A 13,501-nucleotide genomic window follows, 5' to 3' on the forward strand; every position below is an offset into this window, starting at 1 on the left:
GGAGTGCGCCCTTCGCTTGCCAGCGACTTGAAACCAGGCGGATTGCCAAACCCAACGCCAACGCCGACTGTCGCGCTGGTGGTCGATCTTGACTTGAACCAATTGGAGGATCATGAACCCGGCGCCTACCTTGCCCGGAGATCCCCGCATGCCCTTGCCGCTCATCGCCATTCCGGCAGACATTCGCCATCTGGCCCGCGCCGACTGGCACGCCGTGCAGACGCAGTACGTCGATGCCGCCCTGAAGGTTTCCAAGGTCATGCCACTGCTCGTTCCGGCACTGGCCGAGGGAGCCGATATCGACGCTGTTCTCGACCGGGTGGACGGCGTCCTGATCTCCGGCTCCGCCAGCAACGTCCATCCGTCCCTCTACGGACTGGAAGCGACGGAGGCCGACGGACCCTTCGACACCGCGCGCGATGCAACAAGCCTGCCGTTGATCCGTGGCGCCCTTGATCGCGGCGTTCCGCTGCTTGCCATCTGCCGCGGGATCCAGGAACTCAACGTCGCGCTGGGCGGAACGCTGGTGAGCGAGATCCAGGATCAGCCGGGCCGGTGGGATCACCGCAAGCCGCCGGTGGAGGAACGCGATGGAATGTACTCCATCCGTCAGCCGGTCTTCGTGCGCGAAGGCTCGTGCATCGCGCAGTACCTGGGTCTTGCCGGCGAGGTACAGGTCAATTCGCTGCATCGTCAGGCGATCGGCGAGACGGCGTCACGCCTGCAGGTGGAAGCGACCGCCGAGGACGGCACCATCGAGGCCGTCTCGGTGATCGATGCGAGGGGATTTGCGGTCGGCGTGCAGTGGCACCCGGAATACTGGGCGGAAACGGACACGCCCTCGCGTGCCCTTTTCGAAGCCTTCGGGGATGCCGTGCGTGCCTATGCGGCCGGGCGCTGAGACTACTTCCTGACCGGCGTCTCCGGCACCGGCGTCAGCACGCTGCCGTCGCGGAACCAGCCGATCAGATTGTCGACCACCAGGTCGGCCATGTCGTTGCGGGTCGGAACCGAGGCCGAAGCGACATGCGGCAGCATGCAAAGGGTCGGCAGATCGAACATCGCCTCGGGCACCCGCGGCTCGTCGTAGAAGACGTCCAGCCCGGCAGCGGCGATCGTCCCCGTCTTCAGCGCTTCGATCAGCGCCGGCTCGTCGACGCTTGCGCCCCGGCCGACATTGATGAAGACGCCGTTCGGCCCAAGCGCCTTCAGCACGTCCGCATTGATGATCTTGTGCGTCTCGGGCGTGCCCGGAATGATCGAGATCAGCGTGTCGACGGAGGTCGCAAGATCGAGCAGTGACGGCGCGTAATCGTAGGCGACATCGGTGCGTTCCGTGCGGGTGTGGTAGCTGATCCTGACCTTGAAGGGTTCCAGCCGCTTGGCGATCTCCATGCCGATGCGGCCAAGTCCCAGCAGACCGACATGGCGATTCTTCAGCGATAGCGGCGTGAGCGGAAACGGACCTTCGTTTTCCCAGCGCTTCTCCCGCAGATAGGTTTCCGCCAGCGGAAGGCGGCGCACGGTGTTGATCAGCAGGCCGATCGTCGTGTCCGCCACCTCGTCGTTGAGGACGTCGGGCGTGTTGGTGACGAGGACGCCCTTTTCCCCGGCATGTCTGGCATCGACGCCGTCGTAGCCGACGCCGAAGTTCGAAACGACCTGCAGGTTCGGCAACTGGTCCATCCATTCGGCCGGCATGCGGTTGATGGTCGCCACGCCTTTCACCTTCGCCTTGGTCTCCGGCGACAGATCGAGCTCGGAACCCGGCTGGGTCTGCACGACATCGAAAGCGGCGGTCAGACGCTCCAGGGCACGCGGATGCATGCGGCCCGGGATGAGCACGGTGGACTTGTTATCGGTCATCGGCAAGGATTCCTGTTCGGTCAGGCACGAGGGCGAAACGGGCCGGTGGACTGGCGAATGCGCATCTCCGGCTTGATGAGGTGGATGCCATCGGGTTCATGGCTGCCCGCCAGTCTATCGAGAAGCGCCCGCGCGGCAAGTCTTCCGACCTCTGTCTGGCCGTTCCACACCGTCGTCAGCGACGGCGTGGCAATTGATGCCTCCTCGAGATCGTCATAGCCGGTCACCGAAATGTCCGACCCGGCCAACAGGCCGGCGCGCGCGATGCCGTTCATGACGCCGATGGCAACCAGATCGTTCCAGCAGACCGCAGCCGTCGGCTTTTGCGGCAGGGAGAGGAAGTGCACGGCCGCTTCGAAACCGCCCTGCTTGGAGCGCGGCCCGGGAATGCGCAGGTCGGGATCGACCTCGATGCCGGCCTTGCGCAGAGCGTTGACATAGCCCTGGTAACGATCGCGGCCGGTCGAGGTCTGGTCGGTGCCGCCGATCATTGCGATCGTGCGGTGACCAAGGCCGATCAGGTGGTTGGTGGCAAGCGAGATGCCGTAGCTGTCGTCGCCGCGATAGGTCGGCAGATCGACACCATCCATCGAGCGTGCCACGAGAATGGCCGGCATGCCGTTGGCTTCCGCCAGCTTGATGTCTTCGATGGGCGTGCCGATGGCCGGCGACATGATGACACCGTCACCGCCGAGCTGCAGCAACGTCTCGATGAAGGTGCGCTGCTTTTCAACCGAATCGTAGTGATTGGAGAGAATGAAGGTGTGCCGGCTGCGATCGAGCTCGCTCTCGATGGCCTTGAGGATTTCGCCGTAGAAGGGGTTCATGATGTCGTGCACGACGACGCCGATGATGCCGGATCGCGAGGTTCTGAGGCTGGCGGCCCGGCGGTTGTAGATATAGCCGAGAGCCCGTGCCTGCTCCTTGATCTTCTCGCGTGTATCGACGGCCACCAGCGGGCTGTCGCGCAAGGCAAGCGAGATGGTCGCCGTCGAAAGACCGAGGCTTTCGGCGATGGTGGAAAGCTTGATTTTCTGAGCCACGGCCCCTCCCCGGAGATCTTCTGCGATCGGCTTAAAATGATTTAAACAGTTTAAGCCGACCCGGCAATGCCCGTCATAAAGCCGTCACTCGAGCTCCTCGTCCACCATCGGTTCGATGCCGTTGAGGTTGCGATCGACCGCTTTCAGCAATTTCAACAGGGCCCGCGTTTCCTTCAGCGTAAGCCCTTGGACCGCCTGAGCGCCGCTGTCTGCGATTGCCTTGTGGATGCGATCGAGGCTCTGTCGCCCGGTTTCCGACAGGTGGATCTTGATCAGCCGCGCGTCCGTGCTGTCGGCCTTGCGCTCCAGAAAACCCTGCGCCTCCATGCGCCCGACGGTGCGCGTCATCGTTGGTGCCTTGACGCCCAGCCGCTGCGCGAGCTGCCCCGGTGTCAATCCGGGATCGGCGGCAAGCTGCAGGATCACGCTGTCCTGACCGGCATAGAGACCGGCCTCGGCGAGGTTGCGCGACAGGTGGGTCCGCATCGAGCGGGCAGCCTGCGTCAGCGCCGGTGCAAGATCGGCGATCGGCATGGCGCTCTTCTTCTTGCCGGCCTTGCCGCGCTTCTCCTCGCGCTTTTCGCCCTTCTTCTTACTCATGCCCCTCGCCTGGTTTACCGCAGCGGTTCAAACGGTCTATGATTTTACAACGACTATCCATAGCCAAACCCGGAAGTTACCGCCAGATGCCGCTGCCAAAGCCCCGCTTTGCCGACAATGATCGGGCGCTGCAGCCTGCCGACCGGTCAGACTGGATTGCTGTCCTGCCGCTCGGCGCTCATGAGCAGCACGGTCCGCACCTCCCCTTCGAGACCGACAGCCTGATCGCCGCTGGCCTCGTCGCGCGAGTAATCGACCGGATGCCTTCCTCTCTACCCGTCACCTTCCTTCCGGTGGAGGAGATCGGCTATTCGATCGAGCACATGGACGTGGCAGGCACGAAGACCCTGACCTTCGGCGAGGCCATCGACCGATGGCTGAGGATCGCCGAAGACCTTTCGGCTCTCGGCATCCGCAAACTGGTGCTGCTCAACGCCCATGGCGGCAACGCCCCGCTGATGACCATCGTCGCAACGGAGGCACGGGTGCGGCTGAACATGCTGGCGGTGGCGACGAGCTGGACGCGCTTCGGCCAACCCGATGGCTGGATTGCGCCGGACGCCAAGGCACTCGACATTCACGGCGGCGACATCGAGACCTCGGTGATGCTGGCGCTCTACCCGGACAGGGTGGATATGCAGAAGGCTGCCGCCTTCCCGTCGCGTCAGGCGGACTTCGCCCGCGACTTCAGGCATCTGCGCGCCTATGGCCCGCATGCGTTCGGCTGGAAGATGTCGGACCTGAACGTCCAGGGCGTCGCCGGCGATGCCGGTGCTGCGACCGCCGAACGCGGCGAGGCTCTTGTGAGCCACGCGGTGAACGGGATGATTGAACTGCTGGAGGACGTGCACCGGTTCGATGTGTCGGTTCTGCGCTGATCTTGCGCGCCCGCCGGAGAAGGCATACCTTTCCTGAAGACCGGAGGTTCATGCCATGCAGATTTCCGTCAAGGAAGCCCAAGACAATCTGGAGGAACTCCTCGTTCGCGTCGAAGGCGGCGAGGATGTGCTGTTGACGAAGGATGGCAAAATTGTCGCGCGGATTGTGCCGCATCGGCCTGCCCAGACGGCGCCAATGGTCACGAGTGAAGCACGCGCCAGAGCCATAGCCGCAATTCAGGAGCGTGTTCGGCAGAAGCCCGATCGATTCCCAGAAGTCTCCGCCGCGCGCAGTCAGGATTTTCTCTACGATGAAAACGGTCTGCCGAAGTGATCGCTGTTGATACGTCCGCGCTGATCGCCGTTCTTAAGGGTGAGCCGGAAGCAGCGGCGTGTCAGGTTGCATTGTCCAGTTCAGTTCGATCCTTAATGTCGGCGGCATCCGTCACAGAAGCACTAATCGTTGCCGCCCAGAAGGGCTACGAGACCGAGATGAGTGACGTCTTGGTTGCCCTCGGCATCGAAATCATCGACCTGACCGCCGCCCGCGCCGAACTGGCCGCCGAAGCCTATCGAGCCTATGGCCGGAATTTTCACCGCGCCGCCCTCAACTTCGGCGACTGCTTTTCCTATGCCACCGCCAAGGAATTCGGCTGCCCGCTGCTGTTCGTCGGCAACGATTTCGCCCAGACCGATGTCCGATCGGCGCTGCCGCCGGCATGATGTGATCTTATAACATACAAAAGGCTTTGAACTGCGGAACACGAGGCCTTATATGGTCCCCAACCGCTGCCGCTCCATCTCGCGAGCGCCCATCCCCCGGAGGTTCCCATGGCCGATACAGCAATCCAGAAGCCCGTTCCCGTGACCGTCCTCACCGGCTACCTCGGCGCCGGCAAGACGACGCTCTTGAACCGCATCCTGTCGGAAAGCCACGGCAAGAAGTATGCCGTCATCGTCAACGAGTTCGGCGAGATCGGCATCGACAACGACCTGATCGTCGAGTCGGACGAAGAGATCTACGAAATGAACAACGGCTGCGTCTGCTGCACGGTGCGCGGCGACCTGATCCGCGTCGTCGAGGGCCTGATGCGCCGCCCCGGCCGCTTCGACGGCATCATCGTCGAGACCACCGGTCTTGCCGATCCGGTTCCCGTCGCGCAGACCTTCTTCATGGACGACGACGTGCGTGCCAAGACCGAGCTCGATGCCGTCGTCGCACTCGTCGATGCCAAGCACCTGCCGCTGCGCCTCAAGGACAGCCGCGAGGCCGAAGATCAGATTGCCTTCGCCGATGTCGTGGTGATCAACAAGACCGACCTCGTGACGCCGGACGAACTGGCGATCATCGACGAGATCGTTCGTGCCATCAACCCGACGGCCCGCGTCTACAAGACCACCCGCTCCGGCGTCGATCTTGCCCGCGTGCTCGACCAGGGCGCCTTCAACCTGGAACGGGCGCTGGAGAACGATCCGCATTTCCTCGAGCACGGTCATGAGGATCACGTCTGCGGCCCGGATTGCGACCATGACCATCACCACCATGATCATGACCACCATCATCACGACCACCACGGCCACGATCATCATGATCATGGCCACGCCGCGCCATCGGCGATCCACGACGTCACGGTGAAGTCGATCTCCCTGCGCGGCGGCGAGATGAACCCCGAACGGTTCTTCCCGTGGATCCAGAAGATCACCCAGACGGACGGCCCGAACATCCTGCGGCTGAAGGGCATCATCGCATTCAAGGACGATGCCGAGCGCTATGTGGTGCAGGGCGTTCACATGATCGTCGAAGGCGATCACCAACGCGCCTGGAAAGACGGCGAGAAGCGCGAAAGCCGCCTCGTCTTCATTGGTCGTGACCTCGATCGCGCCAAGATCGAGCAGAGCTTCCTCGCCTGCCAGGCGACTGCCTGACGATGAACGGCGTGACGCGGTCCCAGGATCGCGTTATGCCGTCAGCACGCCCCGCTTCGGAACGCCGACGAGAGAGACTGCCTGAATGCCGACTGTTGCCCCGCTTGATCTTGAAGGCCATGTGATCGCCACGCATTTTCTCGGCGACACCCCGTTCTTCGCAACCGCCAGCGGCGAGATCCGCCGCCTGGATGGCGGCGAAAAGGTCACCGAGGCGCATAACGGTCTGCTGACCTGCATCCGCGACCCGTTCAGCAATTCGCTCATCACCGGCGGCGAGGATGGCAAGGTCTTGCGGATCGCCGCTGACGGCAGCCTGAAGCAGATCGCCGAGGTGCCGCGAAAGTGGATCTCCGTGGTTGCCGGCGGACCTCAGGGTGCGGTCGCCTATGCGCAGGGCAAGTCGAGCTTCGTCGTGCTCACAGACGGCACGGTGAAGGAATTCGTCGAGCAGCGTACCGTCGAAGCGCTGGCCTTCGCTCCCAAGGGACTGCGGATCGCCGCCGCACGCTACAACGGTGTCTCGCTGCACTGGGTCAACACCACCGCGCCGCCGGCCGATCTCGAATGGAAGGGCGCCCATACCGGCGTCACCTTCTCGGCCGACGGACGGTTCCTCGTCACCATGATGCAGGAAAACGCCCTGCACGGATGGAAGCTGGACGGCAAGCCAGGCGAAGCGCGCCACATGCGCATGACCGGCTACCCGGCCAAGGTGAAGTCGCTCTCCTGGTCATCAAAGGGCAAGTGGCTCGCCTCGTCCGGCGCACCCGCCGCGATCGTCTGGCCATTTTCCGGCAAGGACGGCCCGATGGGTCGAGCACCGCTGGAGCTCGGCACCCGCGCCAACATCATGGCGACCTGCGTGGCCTTCCACCCGGCTGAGGAAGTGCTGGCGATCGGCTTCATCGACGGCATGATCCTAGGGGTCAGGGTCGGCGACGCAAAGGAGGCGCTGCTTCGCCGTCCGGGCAAGGGCGCGATCACGGCCATGAGCTGGAGCGGCAACGGCAAGCTGCTGGCCTTCGGCTCGGAAGCCGGCGACTGCGGCGTCATCGACATCGCGGCCTGACACCTTCCCCCCAGCATCGGATTGGGCGAGCCGATCTACTCGGCGTAGATCATCTTGCGCGTCATTCCGCCATCAACCGTCAGAACCTGTCCGGTTATGAAGCCGGCAGTCGCCAGGTAAACCACCGCATCGGCGATATCGTCGGGCCTGCCGACGCGGCCGACTGGATGCTGTTCTTGGTCCTCCGGCCGAAGATCCTCGTCGCCGGAGATCCAGCCAGGAGCAATGGCGTTGACGCGGATGTCCGGCCCGAGACTGACTGCAAGCGCATGGGTCAGCGCCACCAGCCCGCCCTTGGATGCCGCATAGGCTTCCGTCTGCGGCTCGGACATGAAGGCGCGCGTCGACGCCATGTTGATGATCGAGGCGCCTTCTCCCATCAGCGGCACCGCTGAGCGGGTCATCAGGAAGGCAGCCGTCAGATGGCTGTCGGTCACCTCACGCCACTGGTCGAGCGACATCTCGGCAATCGGCCCGTTCGCCGGCGTTGCGATGCCGGCATTGTTGACGAGCAGATCCAGTCTCGACCAGCCGAGTTCGGCGAACGCGCCGGCAACCGAGGCTTCGTCAGTCACGTCGCAGAACACATGCCGGACACCGGCCTCCTGCAGATCCGCGGCCGTATCCTTCATGTCGAACGAGGCGACGGCCCAACCCTGCCCGATCAGCGTCCGGCAGATCCCTGTGCCGATAAGGCCGGCACCGCCCGTGATGATTGCGTGTTTCATGCAGCCACAGATAGGTCGTGACGCGCCAGCGTCCAGATTTGGAACTGGAGCGTTAAAGCCAGTCACGGTTTTCGGCGCCCGCCTGGCAGCCGTAGGGCGGCAGCACATTGCCGAAGGTGGCATGCAATTTGTCACAGCCCCACTTGCGCAGGGGCGCGGGCATGCGGCTGTTTATCTCGATGCCCACCTCGTTGTAGGGGCTGTCGGTGTTGGAAATGTACATATACCAGCGGCCACCGATGACGAAGGCGGCGGCGATGACGACGATGAGGGCGAGACGGATGATTTTCATGGGATGCTCTGGAAGGTGAGGATGGTCGGCCGGGCGACGCGCATGTCGCCGCCTCTCCGTGGAAGGGACCCTCCCTTAGAACGATCTGGTTTACAAATCGTCGCAGATCGGTCCCCGCCTCAGGCAGATGCCGCGGCGGTAATCTCGGCCAGCAGCGCATGCAGCTGGTCGCGATAGCCCGTCCGGGCCGAGGGCGCTTCGGGATCGGACGTCATGGTCACCGTCATGGCAAGCCGCGGCACGATGTAGAGCATCTGGCCGCCATAGCCCCAGGCAAAGCGGACGTCCTCGCCGCCGATCTGCTTGAGGAACCAGCCGTAGCCATAGCCGTCGCCGGAAAAGCGGGAGTTGGTGCGCTGCTGCCATGAGGTCCGCACCCAGTCTTCCGGCACCACCTGGATGCCGGCGGTCGTGCGGCCGCCGCGGCGGTACAGCTCGCCGAAGGCATGCAGCGAGCGGCTGGTCATCGCCATCTGGTTGCCGCCGAGGTAAATGCCCTGCCGGTCGCGCGACCAGGAAGAGATGCGGAAACCCTCTACCGGCTCGAACCACTCGCGGGCCAGCTGCAGCGTCGGCTTTCGCCCGACCTTCGTCAGGATTGCCGAGAGCAGGTGGCTCGATGCCGTCGAGTAGAGCATTGACCCACCGGGATCCTCGACGAAGTCCTGGTCCAACGCAAAGCGCACCCAGTTGCGGCTGGCGACGAATCGACCGTAATTGGGGCCGGAGAGCGGATCCATGCCGGACTGCATCGACAGGAGATTGCCGACCGTCACCCGTGCGAGCCGGGGATCGGGAGCATCCGGAAGATCCGATCTGAGGATTGCCGCGATCGGCTGGTCCGTCCCTTCCAGCAGCCCCTTCGAGATAGCGATCCCGACCATCGCCGAGATGATCGACTTCGAGGCCGATTTGATGTTGGTCGGATCCTGCGGTGCAAACCCGTGGTAGCCACGCTCGGCCAGTGTCTCGCCCTGACGCGACACGATCACCGCCTGCAGGGTTTTCAACCGCTCTGCCCGGACGAGGATGTCGGCGAGCAGCGGCGGCGCGGCAGCCGGCTGCTGCGCCGTGGCGCGGAAAGCCGTGAGCATGACGGGAACGGAATAAAGAAGATGGCGGCGTGTGAGCATCAACGACAAGGTAGGTTACCGGCACGTGGATGCCAGAGCCTTCTATGCCGGACTCACTCCAAAGTGAGCCCGGCGTGAGGTGATGCCGCCCGGCGAACGACTGGTGGAAGCATCAGAACCGGTAGGTCACACCGGCGCCAAGCAGCCAGGGATCAAGCTTCGCCTTGCCCGAAAGCGGCCCGAGCGCCGAATGCGTGGCGCTCCACTCCGTCTCGAGGAAAAGCTTCTTCACGTCGACATTGAGGCCCCAGTGCTCATCAAACATGTAGTCGAAGCCCACCTGCAGGGCGGCGCCCAGATGGTGATCGACCTTGAGGTTGCTGAACCCGGCCTCCTCGGATGCGTTGTAGAAGAACGTGTAGTTGACGCCTGCGCCAACATAGGGCTTGAAGGCGCCGAAATCGGTGAAGTGGTACTGGAGGGTCAGCGTCGGCGGCAGGATCCAGGTCTTGCCGACGTCGATACCGGCAAGCGATCCGGCACCTGAAATCCGCGAACTTGTCGTGCCGAGGATCAGTTCGGCGGCGATGTTGTCGGTGAAGAAGTAGGAGATATCCAGTTCCGGCGTGATCGAGTTGGAATACTCAAGGTCGGAGCCGGCGACGCCGTCCACCGAACCCTTGTCATTGGGGATCACGCCGAGTGCGCGCACGCGGATCTGCCAGGGGCTGTGCGCTTCGGCGAGCGCTGCCGCGGCTGCCGGTTCAGGCGTCGGCGAAGCAAGGTCTGCCGCACTTGCCAGTGCCGGCAGTAGGACCGCCGCCGCTGCGCACACGGCCGCTCCGGTTTTCCGACTGTTGATCATATGTCAATCTCCTTCAAGTCATCGAGTGTCGATGACGCGAGGGAGTATCACTGAGGTTCTTCAGAGGGTTGACCTCGATCAAACGCACTTGACGATGATCAGACACAGGACCTCTACCCCTTGGTCATTCTGTCGCAGAGGCACCGGGACCGCGCGGATAGGCGCATAAAAAAGCTCCCGCCGATGTTTCCAGCGACAGGAGCTTTCTCGTGCAGATCGAGCGTCGGAACCCTCAGGCAGCGCGACGATAGGCCGGGCGCGACAGCTTGCGGCCGCTGGCCGTCAGCATGCCTGCCGCGCCGGCAAGCCAGCCGGCCCGCAGCTCAAGCGCCAGAAAGCGTTCGCGAGCGAACGGTCCCGGCATCACCAGGTGCTGCGTCGGCTCAGCGGCAAAGCCGAAGCGCGCGTAATAGGGCGCGTCGCCGACCAGCAGGATGGCGCCGTGCCCGCGCCGCTTGGCTTCGGCGATCGCGGCACGCATCAGTGCCGAGCCGACGCCTTTGCCTTCCTCAGCCGAATCGACAGCCAGCGGCCCGAGCAGCAGCGCATCGACGGCAACGCCATCGGCGCCGACGCCGGCCTCGACATTCCACAGGCGGACGGTGCCGATCAGCTTGCCGTCCCGGTCATGCGCAACAAGCGCCAGGCCCTCGGCCGGCAGCCGGCCACGGCGCAGCTTTTCCGACGACTTCTTGCGTCGGTCGCCGCCCATGGCGCGATCGAGCAGGCGTTCGCGTGCGACGACATCGGCAGACGTCTCCTCGGCAATGACGAAGGTGGTCGGCGCAAGAAATGCGCGCACAGCGTCAAGAACAGCGGCCATGGCGGCCTCCGAAGCTCAAAACCGTTCAAGCGGCTCGAAAGGAAGGGGTGAGAGCAGGCTCCGGGATGAACCGGAGCCTGCGACGCGTCAGATGACGTAGGACTTCAGCGGGTCGAAACCGTTGAAGGCGACGGCCGAATAGGTCGTCGTGTAGGCGCCGGTGCCTTCGATCAGAACCTCGTCGCCGATCGTCAGAGAGATCGGCAGCGGATACATGTTCTTCTCGTACAGCACGTCGGCCGAATCGCAGGTCGGGCCGGCGATCACGCAGGGCTCCATCGCATCATCGTCGCGCGTCGTGCGGATCGGGTAGCGGATGGCCTCGTCCATGGTTTCGGCGAGACCGCCGAATTTGCCGATGTCGAGGAAGACCCAGCGGTTTTCGTCGTTGTCCGACTTCTTCGACACCAGCACGACTTCCGCCTTGATGACACCGGCATTGCCCACCATGCCGCGACCCGGCTCGATGATGGTCTTCGGCAGGTTGTTGCCGAAATGCTTGCGCAGCGCAGAGAAGATCGCCTGGCCGTATTCTTCGGCCGACGGGATGTCGCGCAGGTACTTGGTCGGGAAGCCGCCGCCCATGTTCACCATCTGCAGGTAGATGCCCTGCTTGGCGAGCGAAGCGAAGACGCGCTTGGCATCCGACAGAGCCGAATCCCAGGCATCGACCTTGGTCATCTGCGAACCGACGTGGAACGATACGCCGTAGGATTCCAGGCCCAGCTGGTGTGCATAGACCAGAACGTCGACGGCCATCTGCGGTACGCAGCCGAACTTGCGCGACAGCGGCCATTCGGCGCCTTCGCCATCGGTCAGGACGCGGCAGAACACCTTGGCACCGGGAGCGGCACGCGCGACCTTTTCGACTTCCTCATGGCTGTCGACGGCAAACAGGCCGACGCCGAGTTCGAAGGCACGCAGGACGTCGCGCTCCTTCTTGATCGTGTTGCCGAACGAGATGCGGTCAGCCGAAGCGCCGGCGGCAAGCGCCATCTGCACTTCTGCAACCGATGCGCAGTCGAAGTTCGAGCCGAGCGATGCGAGCAGCTTCAGGACTGCGGGCTCGGGATTGGCCTTCACGGCGTAATAGATGGAGCTGTCCGGCAGAGCGTGACGGAAGGCGCTGTAATTGTCGCGCACGACGTCGAGGTCCACGACGAGGCAAGGACCTTCCGGGCGTTCGGTACGCAGGAAGTCAAGAATGCGAGCGGTCGTCATCAGCCTAATCCCTATAAGCTTCTCCGGAGAACCGGAGGACAAAGGCGCGCAAGACGACGAATCGCTGCCCGGCCGGTGGAAATCCCGGAGCTGCGATCGCGCTCAAACGCGCATGATGTGGACCAACGCCCTGCCAAGAGCTTTGATCCGGCTTTGTCTGCCATGGATTGGACGGGGATGAACCCAACCGCACTTCCGGCAATGATGGTGTGCCTCTTCAGTAACCCCGGCTGATGGAAAGCCGGAAGAGAACAAAAAGGCCCGCACCGTCGTTGCTTCAGATGTCCTCGCATTTCTCGAAAGGCCGAGATAGCGACTGGAGGGGTTAATTCCAGGTACCTTACCGTATCCTCACCAATTAGAGGACCAGCGGACACCCATGGGCACGTGCGACTTTGGGCTGAGCGGGAGATAAGAACATTCGCCTTCACAATCAAGAGATTTTTTCGGCATGGTGAATAAATCTTGCCCGGGCTTTTGTGGTGGATTTGCGCAAGGGCATGCGTGGAACTATATTCCTTCGAGGGGAGCGGGGCTGGAGAGATCAAATGCCGACGGCAAAGACGCAAAGCATCGATGCGAACCTTTCCAAGCACGTCTTGAGATCTGAAATCTACGGGTCGCTGCCTGACATGAAGGACCCGGAAGTGCTGGCACGTGTCAAGGCATCCATCGCAGCGCTTGATCCGGAGGAAGAACACGCAATTCTGGAATGGATGGAGAAAGTCGCCGACTGGGGCGAAGACGAATCCGGCTGGATGTCTCAGGAATGAAGCGAGGCGACGTCGTTATAGTCTCGACGTCAGGCGATTATGGAAAGCCACGCCCGGCAGTCCTGGTGCAGACGAACACCATCAGTGATGCTTATCCATCAATCATCGCCTGCCCAATCACATCCACGCTCGTCGATCTCGACTTTCGCATTTCCGTTGAACCGACACCAAGCAACGGACTGCAACTGCCCTCGCAGATCATGACCGACAAGCTCATCGCTGTGCCGCGCACGAAAATCGGCAGGAAAATTGGGCATCTTACCGAGCAAGACATGCAACGGTTGAGTGGCATGCTTGTGTTTCTGCTCGGTCTGGCGGAGACAGAAGGCTCCTGACCTCGG

Annotated in this window: 17 protein-coding genes; 8 read left to right on the top strand and 9 right to left on the bottom strand. The window is 63.0% G+C overall.

Annotation, left to right across the window (positions count from 1 at the left end; all coding sequences use genetic code 11):
* Positions 1-148 precede the first annotated feature (148 nt).
* Positions 149-901, top strand: coding sequence for a gamma-glutamyl-gamma-aminobutyrate hydrolase family protein (locus tag ACR65N_RS14295; protein ID WP_440457549.1), 753 nt, complete (start codon positions 149-151; stop codon positions 899-901).
* Positions 902-903: 2 nt separating this feature from the next.
* On the opposite strand, the gene ACR65N_RS14300 is transcribed toward ACR65N_RS14295, so the two are convergent.
* The 3 genes from ACR65N_RS14300 to ACR65N_RS14310 all read right to left on the bottom strand — a co-directional run bounded on the left by ACR65N_RS14300 (position 904) and on the right by ACR65N_RS14310 (position 3,509).
* The gene (locus tag ACR65N_RS14300) at positions 904-1,866 is read right to left on the bottom strand and encodes a 2-hydroxyacid dehydrogenase (protein WP_440457550.1); all 963 of its coding nucleotides are present in this window, start codon (positions 1,864-1,866) and stop codon (positions 904-906) included.
* 20 nt (positions 1,867-1,886) lie between these two features.
* On the bottom strand, positions 1,887-2,909 hold the full coding sequence (locus ACR65N_RS14305; RefSeq protein ID WP_430304591.1) for a LacI family DNA-binding transcriptional regulator: 1,023 nt from the start codon (positions 2,907-2,909) through the stop codon (positions 1,887-1,889).
* An 84-nt stretch (positions 2,910-2,993) separates the two neighbouring features.
* Positions 2,994-3,509, bottom strand: a complete 516-nt coding sequence (locus tag ACR65N_RS14310) for a MarR family winged helix-turn-helix transcriptional regulator (protein WP_430304592.1) — start codon at positions 3,507-3,509, stop codon at positions 2,994-2,996.
* 86 nt (positions 3,510-3,595) lie between these two features.
* On the opposite strand from ACR65N_RS14310, the gene ACR65N_RS14315 reads away from it, so the two are divergent.
* The 5 genes from ACR65N_RS14315 to ACR65N_RS14335 all read left to right on the top strand — a co-directional run bounded on the left by ACR65N_RS14315 (position 3,596) and on the right by ACR65N_RS14335 (position 7,385).
* On the top strand, positions 3,596-4,387 hold the full coding sequence (locus ACR65N_RS14315) for a creatininase family protein (protein WP_440457551.1): 792 nt from the start codon (positions 3,596-3,598) through the stop codon (positions 4,385-4,387).
* 55 nt (positions 4,388-4,442) lie between these two features.
* A complete protein-coding gene (locus ACR65N_RS14320; protein WP_440457552.1) occupies positions 4,443-4,721 on the top strand; it encodes a type II toxin-antitoxin system Phd/YefM family antitoxin in 279 nt (92 codons plus the stop codon).
* Positions 4,718-5,110 carry a type II toxin-antitoxin system VapC family toxin gene (locus ACR65N_RS14325; RefSeq protein WP_440457553.1) on the top strand — a complete coding sequence of 131 codons (393 nt, stop codon included), beginning with the start codon at positions 4,718-4,720 and terminating at the stop codon, positions 5,108-5,110. Before ACR65N_RS14320 ends, ACR65N_RS14325 begins: the two co-directional genes overlap by 4 nt.
* Before the next feature lie 108 nt (positions 5,111-5,218).
* The gene (locus tag ACR65N_RS14330; RefSeq protein WP_440457554.1) at positions 5,219-6,313 is read left to right on the top strand and encodes a CobW family GTP-binding protein; all 1,095 of its coding nucleotides are present in this window, start codon (positions 5,219-5,221) and stop codon (positions 6,311-6,313) included.
* 85 nt (positions 6,314-6,398) lie between these two features.
* On the top strand, positions 6,399-7,385 hold the full coding sequence (locus ACR65N_RS14335) for a WD40 repeat domain-containing protein (RefSeq protein ID WP_440457555.1): 987 nt from the start codon (positions 6,399-6,401) through the stop codon (positions 7,383-7,385).
* A 35-nt stretch (positions 7,386-7,420) separates the two neighbouring features.
* Here ACR65N_RS14335 and ACR65N_RS14340 read toward each other — a convergent pair whose 3' ends face one another.
* From ACR65N_RS14340 to odc2, 6 genes are all read right to left on the bottom strand, one after another.
* Entirely contained in the window at positions 7,421-8,113 is a 693-nt protein-coding gene (locus ACR65N_RS14340) for an SDR family oxidoreductase (RefSeq protein WP_440457556.1), read from the bottom strand.
* A 52-nt stretch (positions 8,114-8,165) separates the two neighbouring features.
* Entirely contained in the window at positions 8,166-8,405 is a 240-nt protein-coding gene (locus ACR65N_RS14345) for a hypothetical protein (RefSeq protein ID WP_440457557.1), read from the bottom strand.
* Between the two features lie 119 nt (positions 8,406-8,524).
* Positions 8,525-9,538 carry a serine hydrolase domain-containing protein gene (locus ACR65N_RS14350; RefSeq protein ID WP_440457769.1) on the bottom strand — a complete coding sequence of 338 codons (1,014 nt, stop codon included), beginning with the start codon at positions 9,536-9,538 and terminating at the stop codon, positions 8,525-8,527.
* A 112-nt stretch (positions 9,539-9,650) separates the two neighbouring features.
* Positions 9,651-10,343, bottom strand: coding sequence for an OmpW/AlkL family protein (locus tag ACR65N_RS14355; RefSeq protein WP_440457558.1), 693 nt, complete (start codon positions 10,341-10,343; stop codon positions 9,651-9,653).
* A 232-nt stretch (positions 10,344-10,575) separates the two neighbouring features.
* Positions 10,576-11,166 carry a GNAT family N-acetyltransferase gene (locus tag ACR65N_RS14360; protein WP_440457559.1) on the bottom strand — a complete coding sequence of 197 codons (591 nt, stop codon included), beginning with the start codon at positions 11,164-11,166 and terminating at the stop codon, positions 10,576-10,578.
* An 87-nt stretch (positions 11,167-11,253) separates the two neighbouring features.
* Positions 11,254-12,387: an ornithine/lysine decarboxylase gene (gene odc2 / locus ACR65N_RS14365; RefSeq protein ID WP_430304603.1), complete on the bottom strand. Its 1,134-nt coding sequence runs from the start codon at positions 12,385-12,387 to the stop codon at positions 11,254-11,256.
* Positions 12,388-12,935: 548 nt separating this feature from the next.
* Here odc2 and ACR65N_RS14370 point away from each other — a divergent pair.
* Together ACR65N_RS14370 and ACR65N_RS14375 are read left to right on the top strand one after the other, a co-directional pair.
* The gene (locus ACR65N_RS14370; RefSeq protein ID WP_440457560.1) at positions 12,936-13,160 is read left to right on the top strand and encodes a hypothetical protein; all 225 of its coding nucleotides are present in this window, start codon (positions 12,936-12,938) and stop codon (positions 13,158-13,160) included.
* The gene (locus tag ACR65N_RS14375) at positions 13,157-13,495 is read left to right on the top strand and encodes a type II toxin-antitoxin system PemK/MazF family toxin (protein WP_440457561.1); all 339 of its coding nucleotides are present in this window, start codon (positions 13,157-13,159) and stop codon (positions 13,493-13,495) included. The genes ACR65N_RS14370 and ACR65N_RS14375 overlap by 4 nt, the downstream gene beginning before the upstream one ends.
* Positions 13,496-13,501 lie beyond the last annotated feature (6 nt).

It is taken from the genome of Rhizobium sp. SAFR-030 (genome assembly GCF_059415005.1).

Coding starts and splice junctions, on each gene's coding strand:
- ACR65N_RS14335 (WP_440457555.1), top strand. CDS start 6,399: ATGCCGACTGTTGCCCCGCTTGATCTTGAAGGCCATGTGATCGCCACG.
- ACR65N_RS14315 (WP_440457551.1), top strand. CDS start 3,596: ATGCCGCTGCCAAAGCCCCGCTTTGCCGACAATGATCGGGCGCTGCAG.
- ACR65N_RS14340 (WP_440457556.1), bottom strand. CDS start 8,113: ATGAAACACGCAATCATCACGGGCGGTGCCGGCCTTATCGGCACAGGG.
- ACR65N_RS14330 (WP_440457554.1), top strand. CDS start 5,219: ATGGCCGATACAGCAATCCAGAAGCCCGTTCCCGTGACCGTCCTCACC.
- ACR65N_RS14295 (WP_440457549.1), top strand. CDS start 149: ATGCCCTTGCCGCTCATCGCCATTCCGGCAGACATTCGCCATCTGGCC.
- ACR65N_RS14370 (WP_440457560.1), top strand. CDS start 12,936: ATGCCGACGGCAAAGACGCAAAGCATCGATGCGAACCTTTCCAAGCAC.
- ACR65N_RS14355 (WP_440457558.1), bottom strand. CDS start 10,343: ATGATCAACAGTCGGAAAACCGGAGCGGCCGTGTGCGCAGCGGCGGCG.
- ACR65N_RS14300 (WP_440457550.1), bottom strand. CDS start 1,866: ATGACCGATAACAAGTCCACCGTGCTCATCCCGGGCCGCATGCATCCG.
- odc2 (WP_430304603.1), bottom strand. CDS start 12,387: ATGACGACCGCTCGCATTCTTGACTTCCTGCGTACCGAACGCCCGGAA.
- ACR65N_RS14320 (WP_440457552.1), top strand. CDS start 4,443: ATGCAGATTTCCGTCAAGGAAGCCCAAGACAATCTGGAGGAACTCCTC.
- ACR65N_RS14375 (WP_440457561.1), top strand. CDS start 13,157: ATGAAGCGAGGCGACGTCGTTATAGTCTCGACGTCAGGCGATTATGGA.
- ACR65N_RS14345 (WP_440457557.1), bottom strand. CDS start 8,405: ATGAAAATCATCCGTCTCGCCCTCATCGTCGTCATCGCCGCCGCCTTC.
- ACR65N_RS14360 (WP_440457559.1), bottom strand. CDS start 11,166: ATGGCCGCTGTTCTTGACGCTGTGCGCGCATTTCTTGCGCCGACCACC.
- ACR65N_RS14310 (WP_430304592.1), bottom strand. CDS start 3,509: ATGAGTAAGAAGAAGGGCGAAAAGCGCGAGGAGAAGCGCGGCAAGGCC.
- ACR65N_RS14350 (WP_440457769.1), bottom strand. CDS start 9,538: ATGCTCACACGCCGCCATCTTCTTTATTCCGTTCCCGTCATGCTCACG.